At 55.7% G+C, this 17,724-nt stretch carries 13 protein-coding genes; 8 read left to right on the plus strand and 5 right to left on the minus strand.

The annotated features are described in order from the left end of the window. Positions 1-220 precede the first annotated feature (220 nt). Entirely contained in the window at positions 221-658 is a 438-nt protein-coding gene (gene uspA, locus C3708_RS12010) for a universal stress protein UspA (protein WP_003861223.1), read from the plus strand. Positions 659-749: 91 nt separating this feature from the next. Here uspA and rsmJ read toward each other — a convergent pair whose 3' ends face one another. Both rsmJ and prlC read right to left on the minus strand, forming a co-directional pair. After that, a complete protein-coding gene (gene rsmJ, locus C3708_RS12015) occupies positions 750-1,514 on the minus strand; it encodes a 16S rRNA (guanine(1516)-N(2))-methyltransferase RsmJ (protein WP_103949427.1) in 765 nt (254 codons plus the stop codon). A gap of 8 nt (positions 1,515-1,522) precedes the next feature. After that, complete coding sequence (gene prlC, locus C3708_RS12020; protein ID WP_103947412.1) at positions 1,523-3,565, minus strand: oligopeptidase A; 2,043 nt, start codon at positions 3,563-3,565, stop codon at positions 1,523-1,525. Positions 3,566-3,779: 214 nt separating this feature from the next. Between prlC and C3708_RS12025 the strand changes: the two genes are divergently transcribed. The 3 genes from C3708_RS12025 to C3708_RS12035 all read left to right on the plus strand — a co-directional run bounded on the left by C3708_RS12025 (position 3,780) and on the right by C3708_RS12035 (position 7,948). Then, a complete protein-coding gene (locus C3708_RS12025) occupies positions 3,780-4,622 on the plus strand; it encodes a 23S rRNA (adenine(2030)-N(6))-methyltransferase RlmJ (RefSeq protein ID WP_095283814.1) in 843 nt (280 codons plus the stop codon). Positions 4,623-4,693: 71 nt separating this feature from the next. Further along, positions 4,694-6,046, plus strand: coding sequence for a glutathione-disulfide reductase (gorA, locus tag C3708_RS12030; RefSeq protein ID WP_103949428.1), 1,353 nt, complete (start codon positions 4,694-4,696; stop codon positions 6,044-6,046). Between the two features lie 252 nt (positions 6,047-6,298). Continuing rightward, positions 6,299-7,948, plus strand: coding sequence for an alpha,alpha-trehalase (locus tag C3708_RS12035; protein ID WP_103947414.1), 1,650 nt, complete (start codon positions 6,299-6,301; stop codon positions 7,946-7,948). An 862-nt stretch (positions 7,949-8,810) separates the two neighbouring features. Here C3708_RS12035 and C3708_RS12040 read toward each other — a convergent pair. Then, positions 8,811-10,406: an STY4199 family HEPN domain-containing protein gene (locus C3708_RS12040; protein WP_095283817.1), complete on the minus strand. Its 1,596-nt coding sequence runs from the start codon at positions 10,404-10,406 to the stop codon at positions 8,811-8,813. Positions 10,407-10,554: 148 nt separating this feature from the next. Here C3708_RS12040 and C3708_RS12045 point away from each other — a divergent pair, with 148 nt between their 5' ends. Continuing rightward, positions 10,555-11,094: a GNAT family N-acetyltransferase gene (locus C3708_RS12045; protein WP_103949429.1), complete on the plus strand. Its 540-nt coding sequence runs from the start codon at positions 10,555-10,557 to the stop codon at positions 11,092-11,094. 4 nt (positions 11,095-11,098) lie between these two features. Here the strand turns inward: C3708_RS12045 and C3708_RS12050 are convergent, their stop codons facing one another. Then, complete coding sequence (locus C3708_RS12050; protein WP_095283819.1) at positions 11,099-11,857, minus strand: SDR family NAD(P)-dependent oxidoreductase; 759 nt, start codon at positions 11,855-11,857, stop codon at positions 11,099-11,101. A 119-nt stretch (positions 11,858-11,976) separates the two neighbouring features. Between C3708_RS12050 and C3708_RS12055 the strand changes: the two genes are divergently transcribed. From C3708_RS12055 to C3708_RS12065, 3 genes are all read left to right on the plus strand, one after another. Then, positions 11,977-12,876, plus strand: a complete 900-nt coding sequence (locus C3708_RS12055; RefSeq protein ID WP_103949430.1) for a LysR family transcriptional regulator — start codon at positions 11,977-11,979, stop codon at positions 12,874-12,876. Between the two features lie 50 nt (positions 12,877-12,926). Beyond that, positions 12,927-13,952, plus strand: a complete 1,026-nt coding sequence (gene yhjD, locus C3708_RS12060) for an inner membrane protein YhjD (RefSeq protein WP_095284421.1) — start codon at positions 12,927-12,929, stop codon at positions 13,950-13,952. A gap of 274 nt (positions 13,953-14,226) precedes the next feature. Then, positions 14,227-15,549: an MFS transporter gene (locus tag C3708_RS12065; RefSeq protein ID WP_103947420.1), complete on the plus strand. Its 1,323-nt coding sequence runs from the start codon at positions 14,227-14,229 to the stop codon at positions 15,547-15,549. 105 nt (positions 15,550-15,654) lie between these two features. Here C3708_RS12065 and C3708_RS12070 read toward each other — a convergent pair whose 3' ends face one another. Further along, on the minus strand, positions 15,655-17,718 hold the full coding sequence (locus C3708_RS12070; RefSeq protein WP_103949431.1) for an AsmA family protein: 2,064 nt from the start codon (positions 17,716-17,718) through the stop codon (positions 15,655-15,657). Positions 17,719-17,724 lie beyond the last annotated feature (6 nt).

Here is a 17,724-nt window from a genome sequence, read left to right on the forward strand (position 1 = left end):
ACAGACAGATCAGTGAAAGAATGACGAAAGTCGATCGGGTTCACGTTTTAATATCCGAACGGCTCATTAAATAGTGTAGGAGATCCGTTAATTTTTTTGCCACAAGGTTAATCGTTATCAACACCAAAGCTTGAAAAATTTGTTGAACTGGGCCGTAATGAAGACAGATAGACGACGGCTTAACTGATAGTCATCGATAACTTAAGGAAGGAGTAACACTATGGCTTACAAACACATTCTCATCGCGGTAGACCTCTCCCCAGAGAGCAAAGTGCTGGTTGATAAAGCGGTATCCATGGCACGCCCATACAACGCGAAAGTTTCTTTGATTCACGTTGATGTGAATTACTCCGATCTCTACACCGGTCTTATCGACGTCAATCTTGGCGATATGCAAAAACGCATCTCCGAAGAGACTCATCACGCGCTGTCTGAGCTCTCCACCAATGCAGGCTACCCAATTACCGAAACCTTAAGTGGTAGCGGCGATCTGGGTCAGGTGCTGGTCGATGCGATTAAGAAATACGATATGGATCTGGTCGTTTGCGGTCATCACCAGGATTTCTGGAGCAAACTGATGTCCTCCGCACGCCAGCTGATCAACACCGTTCACGTTGATATGCTGATTGTTCCGCTGCGTGATGAAGAAGACGAGTAAGGTTTTCCCCTCACCCTAACCCTCTCCCAAAGGGAGAGGGAACCACCGATCGAGCCCCTCTCCCCGTGGGAGAGGGGTTGGGGTGAGGGCATCAGGCCGCACCCTCCTCCGCCGTCCCCGAATAAATATCAAACCGATGCCCCTTCGTGACCACGGCATTAGTGGTCGCGATATCCGCCAGTGGCGGCGCATAGTCCGGGCGCTTCACCACTACGCGTTTGGTCGCCAACTGGCGTGCCGGTTCAAGCAAACCATCCGCATCCAAATCCGGCCCTACCAGCGACTGGAACACCCGCATCTCTTTCTTCACCAGCGCACTCTTCTGCTTGTGCGGGAACATCGGGTCGAGATAAACCACCTGCGGACGCGGCGTGATATCCGTCAGCGCCGTCAGGCTGGAGGCGTGAATCAGCTGTAACCGCTCCTGCAACCACGGACCAATCTCCGGATCGGCATAGCCGCGCGTCAGGCCATCGTCGAGAAGTGCGGCTACCACCGGGTTACGCTCCAGCATCCTCACACGACAGCCGACCGACGCCAGCACAAAGGCATCGCGCCCCAGGCCTGCCGTCGCGTCCACCACATCCGGGAGATAGCTGCCTTTCACACCGACCGCTTTCGCCACCGCTTCGCCGCGACCGCCGCCAAATTTACGACGATGCGCCATCGCCCCGCCGACAAAATCGACAAAGATCCCGCCAAGCTTTGGCTCATCGCTTTTGCGCAGCTCCAGATGGTCCGGCGTCATCACCAGTGCCATCAGATTTTCGGCATCGTGCTCCAGCCCCCAGCGGGCGGCAAGAACAGATAAGGCGCCGTCTCCGGCGCCTGTTTCATCCATCAAACAAATTTTCACGAACGCGATTAGCCTTTGATTCCGTAATGTTCCAGCATCGCATCCAACTGCGGCTCACGGCCACGGAAGCGTTTGAACAGCTCCATTGGCTCTTCGGAACCGCCGCGCGTCAGGATGTTATCCAGGAACGACTGGCCGGTATCGCGGTTGAAAATCCCTTCCTCTTCGAAGCGAGAGAAGGCATCCGCTGCCAGTACATCGGCCCACAGGTAGCTGTAGTACCCCGCCGCGTAGCCGCCCGCGAAGATATGGCTGAACGCATGCGGGAAACGGCCCCACGATGGCCCAGGAATGAGCGCCACCTGCTTCTTAATCTCGCCAAGCGTTTCGAGGATTTTAGCCCCTTGCTCCGGGCTGAACTCCGCGTGCAGGCGGAAATCGAACAAACCGAACTCCAGCTGGCGCAGGATAAACATCGCCGCCTGGTAGTTTTTCGCCGCCAGCATTTTATCCAGCAGCTCTTTCGGCAGCGGTTCGCCGGTTTCGTAATGACCGGAGATAAACGCCAGCGCGTCCGGCTCCCAACACCAGTTTTCCATAAACTGGCTCGGCAGCTCGACGGCATCCCACGGTACACCGCTGATGCCAGACACACCTGCCGCTTCGATACGGGTCAGCATATGATGCAGACCGTGGCCGAACTCATGGAACAGGGTGATCACTTCGTCGTGAGTGAACAGCGCCGGTTTGCCGTTCACCGGACGGTTAAAGTTACAGGTCAGGTAAGCGACCGGTTTTTGCAGCGAGCCGTCCGCTTTACGCATCTGGCCGACGCAGTCGTCCATCCACGCTCCGCCGCGTTTGTTTTCACGCGCGTACAAATCCAGATAGAAGCTGCCGCGCAGCTCGTTCTTCTCGTCGTACAGCTCGAAGAAACGCACTTCCGGGTGCCAGACTTCCACATCGTGACGCTCTTTGGCGGTGATGCCATAGATGCGTTTCACCACTTCAAACAGGCCGTTGACGGCTTTGCTTTCCGGGAAGTACGGACGCAGCTGCTCGTCGCTGATGCTGTAGAGATGCTGTTTCTGTTTTTCGCTGTAGTAAGCGATGTCCCACGGCTGCAGGTCATCAACGCCACACTCCGCTTTGGCGAAGGCACGCAGCTGAGCCAGCTCTTTTTCGCCCTGAGGACGTGCGCGTTTAGCCAGATCGGTCAAGAAATCGAGCACCTGCTGCGGGTTTTCGGCCATTTTGGTGGCGAGGGATTTTTCAGCATAGCTGTCAAAGCCCAGCAGTTGCGCCAGCTCGTGGCGCAGGGCGAGAATTTCCGCCATCACCGGGCTGTTGTCCCATTTACCGGCGTTCGGCCCCTGGTCAGAGGCGCGGGTGCTGTAGGCACGGTAAAGCTCTTCACGCAGCGCCTGGTTGTCGCAGTAGGTCATCACCGGCAGATAGCTCGGGATATCCAGCGTCAGCAGATAACCTTCCTGCTCTTTCGCTTCGGCCTGCGCTTTGGCCGCAGCCAGCGCGCTTTCAGGCATGCCTGCCAGTTCAGCTTCATCGGTGACCAGCTTCGACCAGCCCATAGTCGCGTCGAGCACGTTGTTGCTGTACTGGTTGCCCAGATCAGACAGACGCGCAGCAATTTCACCGTAACGCTGCTGTTTCTCTTTCGGCAAACCAATCCCCGACAGCTCGAAATCACGCAGAGCGTTATCGACCGCTTTCTTCTGGGCGATATCCAGCTTCGCGTAGTTTTCACCGTCGCGCAGATCGCGATACGCGTTGTACAGCCCTTCGTGCTGGCCGACCCAGGTGCTGTACTCAGAGAGCAGCGGCAGGGTTTGTTCGTAGGCTTCGCGCAGTTCCGGGCTGTTTTTCACCGAGTTCAGGTGGCTCACCGGCGAGAAAATACGGCCAAGCACATCATCCACTTCTGCCAGCTGCTGGCACAGATTGTCCCAGGTGTACGGCGCGCCCTGAGCAACCACGCGCTCTACCGCTTCGCGACAATTATCCAGCGACTGCGTAACAGCCGGGACAACGTGCTCAGGGAGGATTTTAGAAAACGGCGGCAACGAAAAAGGCGTCAGTAATGGATTGGTCATAAGCGCTGTCCTGTTGAATAAGGTGAATGAAGCGCGCATCCGGCGCTGGGCATATTATTTCTAGAATGGGGGTAAGTGTAGTGAATTTCAATGTCAGGCGCAGCGCTTTCGCGGCGGCGGGGACTTTTCTGTATACTGTGTCGATACGCTCTTTTTTCGCCCGATGGCGCTTCGCTTATCGGGCCTACGATTATTTACTGGAACACCTTCACCCATGCTCAGTTATCGCCACAGCTTCCACGCGGGCAACCACGCCGATGTCCTCAAGCACACCGTTCAGAGTCTGATTATTGAATCTCTGAAAGAGAAAGATAAGCCGTTTCTCTATCTGGACACCCACGCGGGCGCGGGCCGCTATCAGCTCAGCAGCCAACACGCGGAACGTACCGGTGAATATCTGGAAGGTATCGCCCGTATCTGGCAGCAGGACGATCTCCCTGCCGAGCTGGAGCCGTACATCAGCGTAGTGAATCATTTCAACCGTAGCGGCCAGCTGCGTTACTACCCAGGCTCGCCGCTGATCGCGCGCCAGCTGCTGCGTGAGTACGACAGCCTCCAACTGACCGAACTGCACCCGAGCGATTTCCCGCTGCTGCGTTCTGAATTCCAGAAAGACAACCGCGCGCGCGTGGAAAAAGCCGACGGCTACCAGCAGTTGAAATCCAAACTGCCGCCAGTTTCCCGTCGCGGCCTGGTGCTGATCGACCCGCCGTACGAAATCAAAACCGATTATCAGGCGGTGGTCACCGGCATCAACGAAGGCTACAAACGCTTCGCTACCGGAACTTACGCTCTGTGGTATCCGGTGGTCCTGCGTGCACAAATCAAACGTATGATCAAAGAGCTGGAAGCAACCGGCATCCGTAAAATCATGCAGATCGAACTGGCGGTGCGACCGGACAGCGATCAGCGCGGCATGACCGCCTCCGGGATGATCGTTATCAACCCGCCGTGGAAGCTTGAAGCACAGATGAACAACGTCCTGCCTTGGCTGCACAAAACGCTGGTGCCGAGTGGTCATGGCCACGCGACCGTCAGCTGGATCGTGCCTGAGTAATCGCAGTCATCGGTGGAACCTATTGATTTCAGGTATACAATCGCGGCAATCAGAAATTAAGGATATGACCCATGAGCAAGCATTATGACTACATCGCCATTGGCGGCGGCAGCGGCGGTATCGCCTCGATTAACCGTGCAGCCATGTACGGCCAGAAATGTGCGCTGATTGAAGCCAAAGAGCTGGGCGGCACCTGCGTGAACGTCGGTTGTGTACCGAAAAAAGTGATGTGGCACGCCGCGCAAATTCGCGAAGCTATCCATATGTACGGCCCGGATTACGGCTTTGACACCACCATTAATCACTTCGACTGGGACAAGCTGATTGCCAGCCGTACCGCCTACATTGACCGCATTCATACCTCGTATGACAACGTGCTGGGCAAAAATAATGTCGATGTGATCAAAGGCTTTGCCCGCTTCGTCGACGCGAAAACGATCGAAGTGAACGGCGAGACGATCACTGCCGATCATATCCTGATCGCCACCGGCGGTCGTCCGAGCCACCCGGATATTCCGGGCGTGGAATACGGTATCGACTCCGACGGTTTCTTCGAACTGCCTGCCCTGCCAAAACGCGTGGCAGTCGTCGGTGCGGGTTACATCGCTGTCGAACTGGCTGGCGTGATTAACGGCCTGGGCGCAGAAGCGCACCTGTTCGTACGTAAACACGCGCCACTGCGCAGCTTTGATCCGCTGATCGTTGAGACGCTGGTCGAAGTGATGAACGCCGAAGGCCCGAAACTGCACACTAACGCCGTACCGAAAGCGGTGGTGAAAAACGCTGACGGCAGCCTGACGCTTGAGCTGGAAGATGGTCGCAGCCAGACCGTAGACTGCCTGATCTGGGCGATTGGTCGCGAACCGGCGAACGATAACTTCAACCTGGCCGTCACCGGCGTGAAAACCAACGACAAAGGCTACATTGCTGTCGATAAGTTCCAGAACACCAGCATTCCAGGAATTTACGCGGTCGGTGATAACACCGGCGCGGTTGAACTGACTCCAGTCGCCGTGGCAGCAGGTCGTCGTCTGTCTGAGCGCCTGTTCAACAACAAGCCCGACGAGCATCTGGATTACAGCAACATCCCGACCGTGGTCTTCAGCCACCCGCCAATCGGCACCGTCGGTTTAACCGAACCGCAGGCGCGCGAGCTGCATGGCGATGACCAGGTGAAAGTGTACAAATCGTCCTTCACGGCGATGTATACCGCGGTGACGTCTCACCGCCAGCCGTGCCGCATGAAGCTGGTTTGCGTTGGCCCGGAAGAGAAAATCGTCGGGATTCACGGCATCGGCTTCGGCATGGATGAAATCCTGCAAGGCTTTGCGGTGGCGCTGAAAATGGGTGCAACCAAGAAAGACTTCGACAATACCGTGGCGATCCACCCGACTGCGGCGGAAGAGTTTGTGACGATGCGTTAATCCTCAACGCCCCTCTTCCGAGGGGCGTTTTGTTTTACATTCATAAATCGTTGCAAAACGAATGCTCCGAATTTCGCCAGCCCTTCTAACGCTTACCCTCTCCTGTAAGAACTTTTAAATCAGTCAGATAGCGTCATTCCGCAAACCCCAGCTCAAACCACAAAATGTGACCCACCGCACACTTCGCCCTGTAATCATCGAAGCGAGTGTCTACGCTTAATAGATACCTGAAAACCGGAGGTCCTAACCACCATGTCCAACCAGAAACACCACGCTGCCGATATCATCGAGTTCGAAATCGCGGAAGAACTGCGTTACGAAACCGATCCCCGCGAGTTGAAACTGGATGAGATGATTGAGGCGGAACCGGAACCGGAAATGATCGAAGGGCTGCCAGCGTCTGACGCCCTCACCCCTGCCGATCGTTATTTAGAACTTTTTGAACACGTCCAGTCGACGCGCCTGTTTGCCGACAGCAAAACCTTTCCCGACTGTGCGCCGAAGATGGACCCGCTCGACATTCTTATTCGCTATCGCAAGGTGCGACGCCACCCTGATTTCGACCTCAAGCGCTTTGTCGACAACCACTTCTGGATGCCGGAATCGCTGTCCACCGAGTACGTCTCCGACCCAAGCCTGTCGCTTAAAGAACACATCGATAATCTGTGGCCGGTGCTGACGCGCGAGCCGCAGGACCATATTCCGTGGTCGTCACTGCTGGCGCTGCCGCAGGCGTATATCGTGCCCGGCGGGCGTTTCAGTGAGACTTACTACTGGGATTCGTATTTCACCATGCTGGGGCTGGCGGAAAGTGGGCGCAACGATCTGCTCAAATGCATGGCTGACAATTTTGCGTGGATGATCGAGCGTTACGGCCATATCCCGAACGGGAACCGCACCTATTATCTCAGTCGTTCACAGCCGCCGGTATTTGCGCTGATGGTCGAACTTTTTGAAGAGGACGGTGTGCGCGGGGCGAAGCGTTATCTCGACCATCTGCTGATGGAATATGCGTTCTGGATGGATGGCGCGGAGTCGCTGGTGCCAAATCAGGCCTATCGCCACGTGGTGCGTATGCCGGACGGCTCGCTGCTCAACCGCTATTGGGACGACCGCGACACGCCGCGCGACGAGTCCTGGATAGAGGATGTGGAAACCGCTAAACACTCGGGTCGACCGCCAAACGAAGTCTATCGCGATCTGCGCGCGGGCGCGGCGTCGGGCTGGGACTACTCTTCCCGTTGGCTGCGTGATGCCGGGCGTCTGGCAAGTATTCGCACGACCCAATTTATCCCTATCGATCTGAACGCATTTCTGTTCAAACTGGAAAGTGCTATCGCCAATATTTCGGGCTCAAAAGGCGATAAAGAGACGGAAACCACTTTCCGCCAGAAGGCCAACGATCGACGCGCCGCCGTGAACCGCTTCCTGTGGGACGACGAAAATGGCTGTTACCGCGATTATGACTGGCGACGCGAAGAGATGGGGCTGTTCTCCGCCGCCAGCATCGTGCCGCTGTATGTCGGCATGTCGACACATGAGCAGGCCGACCGCCTGGCCGATACGGTCAAAGCGCGTCTGCTGACGCCCGGCGGCATACTGGCGACAGAACACGAAACCGGCGAGCAGTGGGATAAACCAAACGGCTGGGCACCGCTACAGTGGATGGCGATTCAGGGATTTAAGCAGTATGGCAACGATTCGCTGGGTGATGAGATCGCCTGGAGCTGGTTGCAAACGGTGAATCACTTCTACAAAACACACCATAAATTGATCGAGAAATACCACATCGCCAGCAGCACCCCGCGCGAAGGCGGCGGGGGCGAGTATCCGCTGCAGGATGGCTTTGGCTGGACCAACGGCGTCGTGCGGCGACTGATCGGGTTGTACGGAGAGCCCTAACCTGTAGGCCCGATAAGCGCAGCGCCATCGGGCAGTTTTAGCTTCGATGCAGAATAAAGCCGGGTGGCGGCTGCGCCTTACCCTGCATACACAGGTTGAACGGGTTGTACGGAGAGCCCTAACCTGTAGGCCCGATAAGCGCAGCGCCATCGGGCAGTTTTAGCTTCGATGCAGAAAAAGCCGGGTAGCGGCTGCGCCTTACCCGGCCTACACAGGTTGATCGGGTTGTACGGAGAGCCCTAACCTGTAGGCCCGATAAGCGCAGCGCCATCTGGCAGTTTAGCTTCGATGCAGAATAAAGCCGGGTGGCGGCTGCGCCTTACCCGGCCTACACAGGTTGATCGGGTTGTACGGAGAGCCCTAACCTGTAGGCCCGATAAGCGCAGCGCCATCAGGCAGTTTTAGCTTCGATGCAGAATAAAACCGGGTGGCGGCTGCGCCTTACCCTGCCTACACAGGTTGAACGGGTTGTACGGAGAGCCCTAACCTGTAGGCCCGATAAGCGCAGCGCCATCGGGCAGTTTTAGCTTCGATGCAGAATAAAGCCGGGTGGCGGCTGCGCCTTACACGGCCTACACAGGTTGAACGGGTTGAACGGAGAGCCCTAACCTGTAGGCCCGATAAGCGCAGCGCCATCGGGCAGTTTTAGCTTCGATGCAGAATAAAGCCGGGTGGCGGCTGCGCCTTACCCGGCCTACACAGGTTGAACGGGTTGTACGGGTTGTACGGGTTGTACGGAGAACCCTAACCTGTAGGCCCGATAAGCGCAGCGCCATCGGGCAGTTTTAGCTTCGATGCAGAATAAAACCGGGTGGCGGCTGCGCCTTACCCGGCCTACACAGGCAATGCAGTCAGGTGTAGATTAGCGAATCACATCATAGATTTCAGTTTGGATAGACTGCCATTTTTTTGTGCTGGCGTCCGGCTGCGCCAGCGCCCGACGCTTCGCTTGATCCGCTTCGTACTTCTGGCGCTGCACCACCGCAGGCACCGTACAAAACGCCTGCAAATATTGCTTACGCATTGAGGTCAGCTTTTCTCCGGTCGACATAGCATGGCTCAGCGTCGCAATAAACCGGCGACACGGTTTCTGCTCGACCATTTGCAAGCGATAGCGCATCAACACTTCAAGCACATCATCGTAACCGGCTGACATCGCCTGCTCGGTCCAGGACATTTTCCAGTCCATTCCGCCCTGTAAAAACAGCAGCGCTGCACGCGTGTCATTGCGGTCGATGGCCGAACGGAAGTTATTCTCATCCCAGGTCACGCCCATGCGGGTGAGTTTTTCTCGTGACGACGGGGCTTCACGCATCTCTTTCGGTGCAGGTTGTGGTTCGGCGCTGACGACTGCCGCAGTCGCTGGCGGATTGCTGCTGGTCACCAGCCACACCCCGCCCGCAATAATAGCCAGCACCATTACCCCCACCGCTCCCCACAGTGCACCTGAAATGAGCTGATCGCGTTGTTCGGGCGTGCGCGGCGCTCGCTGAGTTGGCTTCTCGATGCTGTCACGAATTTCAAACAGATCGCCGCCGGTCTGCCGGTCCATTTTCTGCGCATGTTCCCAGAAGCTGTGCAGTTCGCTGGCATCCACCGCCATCAGCCCCGTCGGGTTGATGCGCGTGCGTCCCTCTTCAAACGCCCGCTGAATCGGCCCGGCAATCTGGGCATAGTAGTTATCGAGCAGCAGGAGCTGCGCGGAAGTGAGGGGCTGCTGAACGGTCAGCATGTTGCGGATCTGGCGGATATCGTCGAGGAAAGTTTGCAGGGTTTTACGCGGCTCAACCATTAGCGTCAGCATCGAGCGATCGTTAAACAAAGACGAGTAATAGCGGCTGAACTCTTTTTTATCCACCAGCATTTGCGCCATTTCGCTGAACATCATGCCGCTCAACACGTCGTTGCGTTCACTGTTTTTCAGCCAGCGTCGGACGCGATCGGCATTAAACAGCGTTTTAAGATGGTTATTGAGCCTTACCGGATCGGGCCACGCCTGCATGATTAAGGATTTAATCATCAGTTCAAGGGCGCGTACCTGTTTATGAGCCTGCAATTGCAGGGATTCATTCCCCGGAGCCAGATCGGTGTTGTACCCGAGCAGAGGCTGCTGTAAACGCAGATGCTCCAGCGCGGTGACAAAACGCACGGCGGCTATGAGCTGGTTTTGGCTAACGTCCTGACCGCTTTCATATTTCGGCACACGCTGTTGTAACAGTCTGAGTTGCAGCGTGAAATCGGACATTTCGGCATCATTCAGATTCAGGCGTTTTGCGACGGGTCCCCAGCCGCCGAGACCGAGGCGGGCATTATCGAGCTGTTCCAGGAACCAGCGGGGATCTTTACCTTCAGATACGTGAACATCAAGGAGCAGCAAGATCTCCACGGAGGCGTGTCGAATGATCGCGATACAATGTTCAAATTGTTCGTGGATGTGGTGTGATGTACCCGATGTCATCATTTTCCTTAACGTACTACAAAGCAGAATAAGCGTGCCTTAAAGGCAATTTTTTCTTTTATTTATGTGCTGTTAAACCATAACTGAGATTATGGAGAAATAAAGTGACAGCTCTATAATCATTGAAAATAGTCATAGGAGAAATCGAATGCCGGTACTCACTACTTCGCGTCTGACGTGCTCGCCTGTTCAGGAACAAGATTGGCCTTTTTACCTGTCTCTGCAACAACATCCAGACGTGATGCGTTATATCGCCGATAAACGCCCTATTGCCGTCATTCGTGAAGCCTTTGAGCCTCGTCTGCAACCCTGGGAACCGGGTAGTGCGCACTGGATGTGTTTAATCGTGCGTGAAACTGACAGTCAAACACCGCTCGGCGCCACCGGTTATATTCACAGAGATAATGATTGTGCGGAAGTGGGTTTTATCTTTGCCGCGAATGCGCAGGGAAAAGGCTATGGCTATGAATCGCTACGTGCCGTGTGCGATTACGCCTTTACGCAAGGTGGGATCCGTCGCCTCACCGCCACGGTGACGGTGGGCAACGCGGCTTCTCGCGGCCTGCTGGAAAAAGCAGGCTTTGTGCTGGAAGGCGAACTGCGAGAAAACTACTGGCTTGCAGATTCCTGGCATAACGACTGGATTTTCAGCCTGTTAAAGCATGAATACCAGGCCGAAAGCCGTTAAGAATTTACAGGAACATCCCGCCTGAAACCTCGATGCGTTGCGCGTTCATCCAGCCCAGCTCATCGCTCAGCAGCGCCGCGATGGCATCGCCAATGTCATCCGGCAGCCCGACGCGCCCGAGCGCAGTATTCGACGCCACCATCTGATTAATTTGCGCATTATCGCGTACCCGTCCGCCGCCAAAATCGGTTTCAATTGCCCCCGGCGCGATAATATTGGCGGTAATTTTACGCGCACCTAACTCTTTGGCCTGATAGCGCGTCAGCACTTCCATCGCCCCTTTCATCGCCGCATAGGTACTAGAACCCGGCTGGGCAAAACGCGCCAGACCGCTGGAGACGTTCAGGATACGACCGCCGTCTTTGAGAAGCGGCAACAGACGCTGGGTCAGGAAGAATGGGCCTTTGAAATGGACATTCATTGCGTCATCAAACTGCGCTTCGGTCGTCTCCGCAAACGGAGCGTATAAACCCGTCCCAGCGTTGTTCAATAAATAATCGAAGGTGTCGCGCTGCCAGACATGCTTAAGCTGAGAGTGTACTTCAGCGGCAAAACGTTCGAAGGCTGAGGTATCCCCGACGTTCAGCTGCAATGCCACCGCTTTCACCCCTTTTAATTCAATTTCGCGCACAACTTCCAGCGCTTCTTTCTGGCTGCTGTTGTAGGTCAGAATAATTCCGGTTCCCTTCGCTGCCAGCTTCAGCGCTGCGTTTTTACCTAAGCCGCGGCTGCCACCTGTCACTAATGCAATACGTTCACTCATGATAAACCTCGTTTCGATTGATATGCCGATTGAGTAAGAGCTTATTAGGTGATAGAAAATCAATAAAGATGGCAAAAAACGCTTCACTGTTTCACTGACAATAATAATGAGCGCAGCCTATGGATAAAATTCACGCAATGCAGCTCTTCATCCGCGTGGCGGAACTGGAGAGCTTTTCTCGCGCTGCAGACACGCTGGGCCTTCCTAAAGGTAGCGTATCGCGCCAGATTCAGGGGCTGGAAAATCTGCTCAGCACCCAGCTCTTGCACCGCACGACGCGCCGCGTCAGCCTCACGCAGGACGGGATGGTCTATTACGAGCGGGCAAAAGATCTACTGGCAAACCTCGACGAACTGGATGGACTTTTCCAGCATGACCCCACCAGCATCAGCGGACGATTACGCGTGGATATGCCCGTTGGGGTTGCGCGAAATTTAGTCATCCCCAAACTGCCCGCCTTTTTGCAGCAGTACCCCGGCATTGAGCTGGAATTGAGCAGCAGTGACCGGATGGTTGATGTGATTCGGGAAGGATTTGACTGCGTGGTCCGCGTCGGCACGCTGAAAGACTCAGGGCTAATCGCGCGCTCGCTGGGCAAGCTGTCGATTATCAACTGCGCCAGTCCAGATTATCTGGCGCGTTTTGGCTACCCGGAGAATCTGGACGATCTGGCTTCACATGCCGTGATTCACTACGCCCTAAATCTGGGAACCCGCCCGCAGGGTTTCGAGTTTTATAACGGCGACGCCACCCAGTGGATAAAAACCGGCGGTATTTTGACGGTCAATAGCACCGAAACGTACCACGCCGCGTGTCTGGCCGGGCTGGGCATTATTCAGGTTCCGCGCGTCGGTGTGCGTGACGCGCTAAAGGCAAAAAAAATGGTCGAAATCTTGCCGCAATACCGCGCCGAACCGATGCCAGTCTCACTGATTTATCCGCATCGCCGCAACCTTTCGCGTCGGGTTCATCTGTTCATGGAGTGGCTGACGACGATAATGAAAGCTTACGTTGATTAGTCACAGGCTATAATTCAATAACATCCAGCCAAACGAAAAGGAAAATGCGCGTGACGCAGGAAAACAACCCGCAACGCCCCACCCAGGAACTGGAATACGATCCCATCAAAAAGATGGAGTCGGAGCCGGAAAAAAAAACCTCGCCCAACAAGGCAAATAAAGCGCTGGAAACGGTCACGGGAACCGCGCAAAAAATTCAGCGTCGCCCGATGATTGCGCACCTGATTCGCGCAACGGAACGCTTTAACGACCGAATGGGCAATCAGTTCGGTGCGGCCATTACCTACTTCTCATTCCTGTCGATGATCCCGATTATGATGGTGTCGTTTGCCGCAGCGGGTTTTGTTCTCGCCTCGCATCCAACGCTGTTACAGGACATCTTCAACAAGATTCTGATTAACGTGAGCGATCCGACGCTGGCCGCCACGCTGAAAAGCACCATTAACACGGCGGTGCAGCAGCGTACGACGGTGGGCATCGTCGGGCTGCTGATTGCGCTCTATTCCGGCATTAACTGGATGGGAAATCTGCGCGAGGCGATCCGCGCCCAGTCGCGCGACGTTTGGGAACGCACGCCGCAGGATCAGGAGAAAATCTGGATTAAGTATTTCCGCGATTTCGTGTCGCTGATTGGCCTGCTGGTCGCCCTGGTCGTCACGCTGTCGATCACTTCCGTGGCCGGTTCCGCGCAGCAGATGATCATTTCTGCGCTGTATCTGGATTATATCGAGTGGCTGAAGCCCGCCTGGCGGCTGATTGGGCTGGCGATTTCAATATTCGCCAACTATCTGCTGTTCTTCTGGATTTTCTGGCGTTTGCCACGCCATCGTCCACGCAAGAAAGCGCTGATTCGCGGCACGTTTATCGCCGCTATCGGGTTTGAAGTGATCAAAATCGTGATGACGTATACCCTGCCGTCGCTGGTGAAATCCCCTTCCGGTGCGGCGTTCGGGTCGGTGCTGGGCCTGATGGCATTCTTCTACTTCTTTGCCCGCCTGACGCTGTTCTGCGCGGCCTGGATCGCCACCGCCGAGTACAAAGACGACCCGCGCATGCCGGGCAAAACCCACCGCTAAACCCCTTATCGGGCTGAATAAGAATGCAAAATTTCAGCCCGATTCGGCATTTCAGCATATAAATCCAGCCTGTAACTTTTATTTAACCAAAAACCAGTTTTATCAACTGATATTTAAATTCTGTGAAGCATTTCATGGAAGAGTTTTCGTCAGGCTGAAGATTATCCGCTTTTTGCTGCTTTTCTCGCCGCTTCGCGCCCCTGTTACAGATTGAAATGTCGCTTTTGCTATGCGTAATATGGCCTTTCGTCAGACCAAACAATAAGAAAATTTTATGCAAGCCACCGCCACAACTCTCGATTCAGAACCGGAAAGCACACCGGTCAACTCGCGTAATAAAGTCGTCGTTGCCTCACTGATTGGCACCGCCATCGAATTTTTCGATTTCTATATTTACGCCACCGCTGCGGTCATCGTCTTTCCGCATATCTTCTTCCCGCAGGGTGATCCTACAGCTGCAACGCTGCAATCGCTGGCAACGTTCGCTATCGCCTTTATCGCGCGTCCGATTGGCTCGGCGGTGTTCGGCCACTTTGGCGATCGCGTCGGGCGCAAAGTCACACTCGTGGCGTCGCTGCTGACGATGGGGATTTCTACCGTGGCGATCGGCCTGCTGCCGACCTACGAAACCATCGGTATTCTGGCTCCGGTGTTGCTGGCGCTGGCGCGTTTTGGTCAGGGCCTGGGTCTGGGCGGCGAATGGGGTGGCGCAGCATTGCTGGCAACAGAGAATGCGCCACCGCGTAAACGCGCGCTGTACGGCTCTTTCCCACAGCTGGGCGCGCCGATTGGCTTCTTCTTCGCCAACGGCACCTTCCTGCTGCTCTCCTGGCTGCTGACCGACGAGCAGTTCATGAGCTGGGGCTGGCGTATTCCGTTCATCTTCTCGGCGGTGCTGGTGCTGATCGGCCTGTATGTGCGTGTTTCCCTGCATGAAACGCCGGTGTTCGCCAAAGTTGCGGCGGCGAAAAAGCAGGTGAAAATCCCGCTCGGCACGCTGCTGACCAAACACGTTCGCGTGACCGTACTCGGTACCTTCATCATGCTGGCGACCTATACGCTGTTTTATATTATGACGGTCTATTCGATGACCTTCAGTACCGCCGCTGCACCGGTAGGTTTGGGTCTGCCGCGCAATGAAGTGCTGTGGATGCTGATGATGGCAGTGATCGGTTTTGGCGTGATGGTGCCGATTGCCGGGCTGCTGGCGGATAAGTTTGGCCGCCGCTCGAGCATGATCGTGATTACGTCGCTGATTATTCTGTTCGCGCTGTTCGTCTTCCCACCGCTGCTGGGTTCCGGCAGTCCTGCGCTGGTGATGGCGTATCTGCTGATTGGCCTGAGCCTGATGGGACTGACGTTTGGCCCGATGGGTGCGCTGCTGCCGGAGCTGTTCCCGACCGAAGTGCGCTACACCGGAGCATCGTTCTCCTATAACGTGTCGTCGATTCTGGGCGCGTCTGTGGCACCGTATATCGCCACCTGGTTGCAGGCAAACTACGGTCTGTTCTATGTGGGCGTGTATCTGGCGGCGATGGCAGGGCTGACGCTGATTGCGCTGCTGTTGACGCACGAGACGAAGCATCAAGCGTTATGATTTGTGCGGTTTGATGCCCTCACCCCGGCCCTCTCCCACGGGGAGAGGGAGAAAACCAGTTCCCTCTCCCTTTGGGAGAGGGTTAGGGTGAGGGGAAAACGCGCACTACTTCTTCATCTGCGACAAAATCGTCCGGCACTGATTCGCATCACCTTCTGACGGTGAAATCAGCGCCAGCAGCGCTGCCGCTGGTGTCACCAGTGTTGCCAGCGCAGCAGCGACAGCTCCGCGCGCAATCAACGGCCCCGCTTTGACACCCGCCTGTGGATTTTTGAACGAGCCGCGCACGTAGAGCGGTGAGCGCAGGGTGATAATACGGAACCCCTTACTCTCAGGATCGATGGTCAAATCCAGCTGTTCCGAGGCCAGGCTCGCCGTCCCCGTCACATTAATCACCGCATTCTCGGTGTCGAAGGCAAAAATCTGTGGACGCGCCATGCCATTCACCAGATCGAGATTCGCCGCCGCACAGTTCACCCGCACTTCATCATCGCCAAAAATCTGCCCGATAATAAAGTTACCGACGTTCAGCCCGAGGATCTCCATCAGATTGCGGCTCACCAGCCCGTCGTTCATCAGCAGCTTGAGATTCCCGTTACTGCTACCGAGCAGTGCCGCAACGGAGTTACCTACTCCGCGAATATCCGCATCCCCGTTCATTTCACCGAGGGTTTTCTGCATCAGCTCCACGTTCGGCATCAGTTCTTTCAGCTTCAGCCTGCGGGCCTGAATATCCGCCCGACCCTGCATCGGCTTTTTATCGCCTTCGAGGTGAATGTTGGAGGAAATCGTCCCGCCCGCCAGGCCGAATTTCAGCGGCTGCAGGCGCAGGTCAGCGTTTTTGAGAATGATATGGGTCGAGAGGTCGCTGATCGGCAAGGTGCTGCCGTGCTCGATTTTACGCCCCTTGAAGCGCACGTCAGCATCCATCACATCCCACTTATCAGTTTCAAAGCGATCGTAAGGCAGCACTTTGTCCGCCGGCTGGATATCTTTCTCGCCTTTCTTCTGTTCGGAACGTTTGGACTGCTGCGCACCTTTCCCGGAATCGACACCAATCAGCGGGCCGAGATCGGCGAGGCGCAGCTGACGTGATTCCACATCCCCTTCCAGTTTCGGGCGCGGCTTGCCGGTGGTGTAAGCCAGCGAGCCGTGAATATCGCTGTCGCCAATGCGGCCATTGAAATTGCGGTAATCAAAGACCGAGGATTTTTCCGTATCAATTTTTGCTACCAGCCGCCCGTCTGTTTCAAACGGCGGTGTATCCGGCAACAGTACACCGGTTAAGTCATACAGCTCGCCCAGTGAATCACCAGAGAATTTGAGCTGAAGGTCTACGCCGCCCATTTTCATCGGATCGTTCACCGTGCCCACAAACGCCACGCGAGTATTACCCGAGCGGAAATCCGCCTGCACCGGGAATGGCGTGCCTTCGCTGCGCAGCGCCAGCACGCCGCCAATCTTGCCTGTACCGGTTAAGGGCTGATCGTTGTAACGCCCTTTCGCTTTCAGGCCAAAGACGTAATCGCCCACTTTACTGGTATCGTTCTTGCCTTTAGTCCCTGTGACTTCGCTGAACGGCAGCGGCTTGCCGAGCGGATCGACTAGGATCTCGATATCCGCCTTGCTGACTTTGTCATTGATGGCGATCCGCCCGCGATCGAACAGAATATTATCCAGGCGGAAAGACCACGCCGACGGTGGCGCATTCGGATCTTTTTCTTCGCCACTGCTGGCGAGATTAAAGGTCCAGTTGTTGTTTTTCTCTGACAGGCGGATCAGCCGCGCGTCGGGCTGCTCCAGCTTGATCCAGGGGAGATAAACGGTTTTCGTCAGCAGCGCGAGCGGTGCCAGCGTGGCTTCGACGCGCGGCAGATGGACCATCGTCACGTCAGGAATATCGGGCGGGTTGCCGAGAATAATGTCGTTAGCATGAACGTGAGGCCACGGCACCCAACTGCGCCAGCCGGTTTCGTCTTTCTGACGCTCCCAGACCACGCCAAGATCGCCGCGTATGGCGAAGGGCCGGTTTAGTTCGGTGGAGACTTTCTGGTTGATGGTCGGTTTGAGGCGGTTCCAGTCGAACGTCGCAATGATGATTATCGCGACCACAATCAACAACAAGAAGGTCCCTGTTACCCAGGTGATGATCCTGGTGGTTTTAGTCATCGTTAT

Origin of the sequence: Lelliottia sp. 7254-16, from assembly GCF_002922995.1 — a bacterium.
Classification (GTDB): domain Bacteria; phylum Pseudomonadota; class Gammaproteobacteria; order Enterobacterales; family Enterobacteriaceae; genus Enterobacter; species Enterobacter jeotgali.

Bases quoted from the DNA above. Each gene is read 5' to 3' on its own strand.
- C3708_RS12035 (WP_103947414.1), top strand. From the start codon at position 6,299: ATGTCCAACCAGAAACACCACGCTGCCGATATCATCGAGTTCGAAATC.
- gorA (WP_103949428.1), top strand. From the start codon at position 4,694: ATGAGCAAGCATTATGACTACATCGCCATTGGCGGCGGCAGCGGCGGT.
- C3708_RS12065 (WP_103947420.1), top strand. From the start codon at position 14,227: ATGCAAGCCACCGCCACAACTCTCGATTCAGAACCGGAAAGCACACCG.
- C3708_RS12025 (WP_095283814.1), top strand. From the start codon at position 3,780: ATGCTCAGTTATCGCCACAGCTTCCACGCGGGCAACCACGCCGATGTC.
- uspA (WP_003861223.1), top strand. From the start codon at position 221: ATGGCTTACAAACACATTCTCATCGCGGTAGACCTCTCCCCAGAGAGC.
- prlC (WP_103947412.1), bottom strand. From the start codon at position 3,565: ATGACCAATCCATTACTGACGCCTTTTTCGTTGCCGCCGTTTTCTAAA.
- C3708_RS12050 (WP_095283819.1), bottom strand. From the start codon at position 11,857: ATGAGTGAACGTATTGCATTAGTGACAGGTGGCAGCCGCGGCTTAGGT.
- C3708_RS12040 (WP_095283817.1), bottom strand. From the start codon at position 10,406: ATGACATCGGGTACATCACACCACATCCACGAACAATTTGAACATTGT.
- C3708_RS12055 (WP_103949430.1), top strand. From the start codon at position 11,977: ATGGATAAAATTCACGCAATGCAGCTCTTCATCCGCGTGGCGGAACTG.
- C3708_RS12070 (WP_103949431.1), bottom strand. From the start codon at position 17,718: ATGACTAAAACCACCAGGATCATCACCTGGGTAACAGGGACCTTCTTG.
- C3708_RS12045 (WP_103949429.1), top strand. From the start codon at position 10,555: ATGCCGGTACTCACTACTTCGCGTCTGACGTGCTCGCCTGTTCAGGAA.